Genomic DNA, 6,598 nt, shown 5'->3' with positions numbered 1-6,598 from the left:
GCGATAAATGTAGAAAAGTCCGAGCTCTCGCTCGGGACTTTGTCTACAGTCTGAGCGGCTTTTTTGAAAGCCGCTCATTTACTTTGAACTGCAATTCAGATATACTGGATGATAGAGTGAAGCATCGCTACTGCGAGTTATCCGGTAAGGCAAGGCCGGTGGCGGATTTTACCGGAGTTCCTGTGTGGAGGTCAATAAGGTGAACAAAGGAAGATGGATGGCAGCAGGTATTTTGATAGCCGCATTTGCCGCAGTTGTATTTGGAAGCAGCTTTCTGCCTTCCGGAAGCAGTGCAGCAGGCGAGGAGGATTACAAGTCCTATGAATACCATATTGCCATTATATCAGATGAGACGGACACGTCCTTCTGGAAGGATGTGTATAAGGGGGCAGTGAAGGCCGGAGAGCGGTATGGGGCCTATGTGGAGCAGACAGGAGACGGGCTGGTGAGCAGGCCCTCCATGGAGGATGCGATCAATATTGCCATCTACGAAAATGTGGACGGTATCCTCCTGCGTCCTGCCGAGGGGGAAAAGATCCAGCGGATGATCGACAAGGCCTGCGCCCATGGGATCCCGGTCATCACCATGCAGAAGGATGTGGCGGACTCCAAACGCCAGGGGTTTGTGGGGATCAATGACTATTTCCTGGGCCAGGAGTACGGTAAGCAGGTGCTGAAGATCGCAGACGAGGATACCCGTCTGGTGATGGTACTGTTTCCGGGAGCCAGCTTTAACGAGACCAGCAGAAATTGGTTCCGCCAGGGGTTAAGCAACACCGTGCAGCAGGAGCAGATACGGCTGGACTTTCAGATCATACGTGATGACAATGGATTGGACAATGCAGAGGACGTGATCCATGACATGGCAGTGGGCAATATCGAGCAGCCGGATATGATCATCTGTCTGGATGAAGTGATCACCCAGTCTGCATACCAGCTGATCCGGGACCGGGGACTCACAGAGCAGATCAAGATCATCGGCAGTTATGTTTCGGATGACATTTTAAATGGAATTGAGCAGGGATACATAGACTCCACGATCACCATTGACCCCGAGGCCATGGGACGCATGAGCGTAGACGCCCTTATGACCTATAAGAAATACCACATGGTCAGCTATTATACGGAGGTGGATACCATGCTGGTGGACAGGACTTCGGCAGCAGAGTACAGAAGGGAGAACATGGATGGGGAAGAAGCTGATATGGAAAAGTAGGCGTTTTTTAAACCAGTCCCTGCGCATCAAGCTGATCCGTCCTGTGATGATCACCATGGCTGTTACCCTGGGGATAAACCTGCTCTTCTTCCAGAGGATCAATTCCACGGTGGAAAATATGGAGCAGGTATATGCCACCAATATCCGCCTGAATGAGCTGGAGGGACTTTTGACGGAGATGGAGAGCAGCGTATACCAGTATCTGAATATCCAGAGCCAGGATGCGCTGGAGACATTTACGAAAAACAGGGAAAGGTTCGGCGCAATGATCGGGGAGATCGATGACACCATCACCGATCACCCTGCCCGGCGGATGGAACGCAATATCCGAAGTCTTGCCCTTTCCTATCTGGAGCTGGCAGACAGCGCGGTACAGGCAAAACAGGCCCATGATGTGGCCTCCTATAAGGAAAGCTTTGAGGAGATACAGGCGATCTATACCTATCTTCTGACGTACATCCGAGGGCTGGATACTCTGCGGTTCAAAGCCAATTCGGAAAATTACGATGTGCTGTACCGGTATCTGCGTTATCTGGAGATCTTTATGACAGCAGTGCTGATCAGCGTTGCATGCTGTCTTACGGTGCTTTTGTATGTCATCATGGGAGGCTTCACCAGGCCTCTGGAGAAGCTGGCCTTGAAGGCAAAGGAGGTAGGAAAGGGAAACTTCGGTATTTCCTTAGAGGAGCCTGAGAGCGAAGATGAGGTAGGGACAGTGACCGTGGCCTTTAACCAGATGATCGCCAGCATTAATGAGTACATCAGGAGGACCAGGGAAAGCCTGGAGCTGGAGATTAAAATGAAGGAGCGGGAGCTGGCTATGGAGAACCTGCTGAAGGATGCCCAGCTAAAATATTACCAGGCTCAGATCAGCCCCCATTTTCTGTTCAATACCTTAAATGCCGGGCTGCAGCTTGCCATGATGGAGGACGCGGAGCGCACCTATGCATTTATTGAAAATATGGCGTCCTTCTTCCGGTACCGGCTGAAAAAGAACGGAGAGGGCTCCACTCTGCGGGAGGAGATCGGGCTCATCGACAGCTATATGTACATTATGAATGTGCGGTTTTCCAATGAGATCCATCTGGAAAAGGAGATCGATGCCAGGCTCCTGGACATCCTGTTTCCCGGCATGGTGCTGCAGCCAGTGATCGAAAATGCCTTAAACCATGGGCTTAGAAATGTGGAGTGGGAGAAATGGATCTGGTTTTTCGTTGGGCAGGAGAATGGGGAAGCAGTGATCCGGATCAGGGACAACGGCATGGGGATATCAAAAGAAATACTGGAGGAGCTGAATGCAGGAAGCTTCCGTCATCCCGATGATGAGAGCGACCTGGGCAATGGCGTGGGACTGGCCAATGTCAGGGAACGGCTGCGCCTGTATTTTGAACGCACTGACGTGATGACGGTGGAGAGCGGCGGAGAAGGGAAAGGGGCATTGTTTACAATACGCGTGCCGATTTTGAGAGAGACGGTAACTGTTCAGTAGGTCTGCGCACTTGCTGCGCTGACCGTAAGATAGCCTGGGCCAGAAGGCAAAAATCCTATCAGCGGAGCCGATTTTAAATGGATTTTTGCTCGTAACTGTGAGGGTACTGAACAGTTACGAGAGACGTAAAAGCAGCGGGAGCTCTGGAGATGTAAGGAGAGGTCTATGTACAAAATTCTTATAGCAGACGATGAGGGCATTGTCACTGATTCTCTGCAGTTTATCATTGAAAAAAATTTCGGGAGCGAATGCCGGGTTGTGATCGCCAAGAACGGAAGGCAGGCCATTGAGATGGCAGAGCAATTTCAGCCGGATATCGCCCTTTTGGATATCCAGATGCCGGGCATCAACGGTCTGAAGGCCATGGAGGAGATCTGTGCCCAGAATCCAAAGGTGAAGACCATGGTCCTCACGGCCTATGACAATTTTGATTATGCAAAGGAGGCCCTGCGCCTGGGGGCCATAGACTATCTGATGAAGCCCATCAACAAAAAGCTCATTGTGGAACGGCTGACAAGCATCATGCATGATATTGACCGGGAGAGGAAAAAACGCAGTGATGACCTGCAGATAAGGGAAAAGATGGAGGCGGTGATCCCTATTATTGAAAATGGATTCATCATCAGCCTTATCATCCAGAATGAGTACAAGGACAGCGGGGAGCAGTACCGGAGGCTGCTGAATTTGGAGGAGAATTACGGCAGTATCATGGCTCTGGAGTGGGGAGAGTGGACCGAGGACGGCAGTATGACGAATCCTGTGGGATCCGGTGTCCGGGCCCACAAATATTATGGCAAGATGTCAGAGCTGATGAAGGTATATTTCAGAGCCTGCGTCAGCAACATCATGGGCAATAAGATCGTCTGTGTGATCCCTTCCAGTGAGCCGAGAATGGAGTATGAGGACAGGATCCGTATGATCGAGAAGGCCAGAGGCCTGGTCACATCCCTGAAAAATGAGGTGGGCATTGAATTTAAAGCAGGTATCGGATCTGTGAGATCCTGGGAGGCCATGTTCGATTCCTACCAGGAGGCGTTAAACGCCCTGCGCCATGGGAAGCGGAAGGTCACCCACATTGACGACCTGATCGTGAGAGATACCCGTGAAAAGCAGCAGCAGGTGATGGAGCAGGTAGTCCTTAAGGCTGTGGCCGGAGGAATGGAGCACGATGTCCGGCAGGAGGCCACCGTATTTGCAGGCTGGATGCTGAAAAATAAAAACTGCAGCTTTGAGTCGGCAAGGCTGCAGCTGACAGAGGTCCTTCTCTTAGCCAGACGTACCGTGCAGGAGCAGGGAAGTGAATGCCCCGGAGGGGAGGAAACCCTGGACATGCTCCTTTCGGCAAAGGATGGGGAAGAGCTGCGTCAGAGATTTGTGACGGCGATGGTGGAGCTGGCCAAAGCAGTGGTGATCAAGAACCAGGAGTCAGACGGTATCATCACCAAAGCCCAGGAACATATCCGGCAGAATTTTCAGAAGGACCTCTCGCTGGAGGAGGTGGCCCAGTCAGCGGGTATCAGCCCCTATTATTTCAGCAAACTGTTTAAAGAAGAAACAGGCATGAATTTTACAGAATACCTGACAGGGCTTCGGATGGAGAAGGCGAAGCAGCTGCTTTCCAACCAGAAGCTCAGCATTAAGCAGGTGTGCGTGGACTCCGGCTATGCCAATCCCAATTATTTCAGCCGGATCTTTAAAAAATGGACCGGTATCACCCCCACGGAGTTCCGTGACGGATTACAGGAACGAAATAAAGATTAGATAGAATTAGCACAAATTTAAAACAAAATAATGCTATAAATTTCGGAATATTCCAGAGGGAATGTGAAAATATGCACTATTTTGCAAAGTTTGTGCTAATTTTATTTGTAACTTTTGTGGTATACTTCCCTGGTAAGCAAATGAAATAGGCCGCATTTAGCCTAAAAATGCTGCAAAAAACGTTTTAAGAGAGGGGGATTACGTTCATGGACATGTTTTTGCAGGCTTGTGTCAATGGGCTTTTGATGGGGGGATTCTATTCTCTGATGGGAATGGGGCAGAACATCATCTTTGGCGTTATGAAAATTGTAAATTTCTGTCATGGCGAGATGCTGATGGTGGGTATGTACCTGACCTTTATTCTGTATACATATTTTGGGATTGACCCATATCTGGCAGTTCCGCTTGTGGCGGTCTGTATGTTCTGTATCGGAGCAGTGATCCAGCATACGCTGATCACGCCTTCCTTAGGAACAAAGAGCTTTACGAACCTTCTGTTTTTGACAGTGGGCCTTGGATTGCTGCTGTCGAACGGAGCGTTGGTAATCTTTGGCTCTGATTACCGTTCTATCCGCACTGCCTATTCACAGACCTATATCCCGATCGGTCCGGTGACAATGGCGCTTCCCAGAATGATCAGTTTTGGAGTGCTGGTAGTAGTTACGATCGCCCTGTTTGTATTTCTGAAGTACACCACCATAGGAAAGCAGATCCGTGCGGTGTCTCAGAATGCGGTTGGTGCAGAGGTGGTTGGTATTGATGTGAAGAGGATCTATATCCTGACCTATGGCCTTGGCGTTGCCCTGGCAGGCACGGCCGGAGCGCTGCTCACACAGTTTTACACCATTTTCCCCACTGCCGGAGCCAGCTTTGGTTTCCGTGCCCTGATCGTTGTGGTCGTGGGCGGCCTGGGATCCATTCCGGGTGCATTTTTAGCAGGCATCTTTCTGGGACTGCTTGAGACCATGAGCGCCCTGTTTATCAGTCCTTCTTACAGTGACTTGATCGTATTCATGACATTTATCATAATACTGGTAGTTCGCCAGACGATGATAGCGAGGAGGAAATAATATGGATAGTAAAAAAGCAGTACATGCTTACCATCGCAATCTTGCCGTCCTGATCGGTCTGATCCTGCTGGTATTTGCACTGATTCCCATGGTGGTGAAATCGCCGTATATTTTGAACATTTTCGTTCTTGTGTTTTATATGTCTACGCTGTCCATGGCATGGAACCTGCTCGGAGGTATGACAGGGCAGAACTCTCTGGGACATGCAGCTTACATGGGCCTGGGGGCATATGCCTGCTGTCTGCTGGTCGTTAAGACAGGAGCAAATCCCTGGCTTGCAGCTATCTTTGGCATGGTAGTCGTAGGACTGGTTGCCGGGATCGTGTTTTATCCCTGCTTTATCCTGCGGGGCCCCTATTTTACGCTCGTTTCCATTGCTTTTGGCGAGTCCATCCGCCAGGTCATCATCAACTCCGCCTTCTTCGGAAGGGCCAGCGGCGTGGGACTGCCCTTTGGAAGCGATTCCTGGCTGAATTTCCGGTTCACCAGCAAGGTCCCCTACTATTATGTGGGAATGGCTATGATGATCGGCATCTATCTGATCATGAAAAAGATCGACCGCTCAAAGATGGGTTTTGCCTTAAAGACGATCCGTGAGGATGAGGACGCGGCAGCGGCCATCGGCATTAACCCGACAAAATATAAGATCATGGCTGTAGTGATCTCCGCCATGGTAGCCGGACTGGTAGGCTTTTTCTACGCCAGCTATATCCGCTACATTGATCCGGAGCTGATGATACAGGCAAAGTCCACAGAGTCCGTGCTTCCCGCTGTGGTAGGCGGAGCAGCTTATGTGGAGGGCCCTATCGTAGGCGGCCTGATCATGATCCCCTTGTCTGAGTACCTGAGAGCGAACTTCAGTGCGATCCTGCCCGGCATTAATATGCTGATGTATGCAGTGGTGCTTCTGGTGGTGATCCGCTTCCGCCCCACCGGTATCCTGGGATGGTACATGCACAGCAGGACCAAAAAGTTTATTGATGAAAAAATCCTTAAAAAGCCTCCGTTAGAAGTTCTGGAGGAGGTTGAGATGATGGAATATCAGAGGAAGGGGGCATAGAC

At 50.3% G+C, this 6,598-nt stretch carries 6 protein-coding genes; all 6 read left to right on the top strand.

From position 1 onward, the window contains the following. Positions 1-203: hypothetical protein (locus tag LIZ87_RS09735; RefSeq protein ID WP_227146655.1), on the top strand; the 203-nt coding region annotated here is incomplete at its 5' end. Further along, positions 185-1,216, top strand: a complete 1,032-nt coding sequence (locus LIZ87_RS09730) for a sugar ABC transporter substrate-binding protein (RefSeq protein ID WP_227146652.1) — start codon at positions 185-187, stop codon at positions 1,214-1,216. The genes LIZ87_RS09735 and LIZ87_RS09730, both read left to right, overlap by 19 nt. Next, positions 1,188-2,705: a sensor histidine kinase gene (locus LIZ87_RS09725; protein WP_178315072.1), complete on the top strand. Its 1,518-nt coding sequence runs from the start codon at positions 1,188-1,190 to the stop codon at positions 2,703-2,705. The genes LIZ87_RS09730 and LIZ87_RS09725 overlap by 29 nt, the downstream gene beginning before the upstream one ends. Positions 2,706-2,870: 165 nt before the next feature. Further along, complete coding sequence (locus tag LIZ87_RS09720) at positions 2,871-4,466, top strand: helix-turn-helix domain-containing protein (RefSeq protein WP_227146649.1); 1,596 nt, start codon at positions 2,871-2,873, stop codon at positions 4,464-4,466. A 206-nt stretch (positions 4,467-4,672) separates the two neighbouring features. Next, complete coding sequence (locus LIZ87_RS09715; protein WP_178315091.1) at positions 4,673-5,536, top strand: branched-chain amino acid ABC transporter permease; 864 nt, start codon at positions 4,673-4,675, stop codon at positions 5,534-5,536. Position 5,537: 1 nt separating this feature from the next. Then, a complete protein-coding gene (locus LIZ87_RS09710; protein ID WP_178315093.1) occupies positions 5,538-6,596 on the top strand; it encodes a branched-chain amino acid ABC transporter permease in 1,059 nt (352 codons plus the stop codon). Positions 6,597-6,598 lie beyond the last annotated feature (2 nt).

Source organism: Lacrimispora sp. 210928-DFI.3.58 (assembly GCF_020554865.1).
GTDB lineage: Bacteria > Bacillota > Clostridia > Lachnospirales > Lachnospiraceae > Enterocloster.
This window is presented reverse-complemented; position numbering and strand designations above follow the sequence as displayed.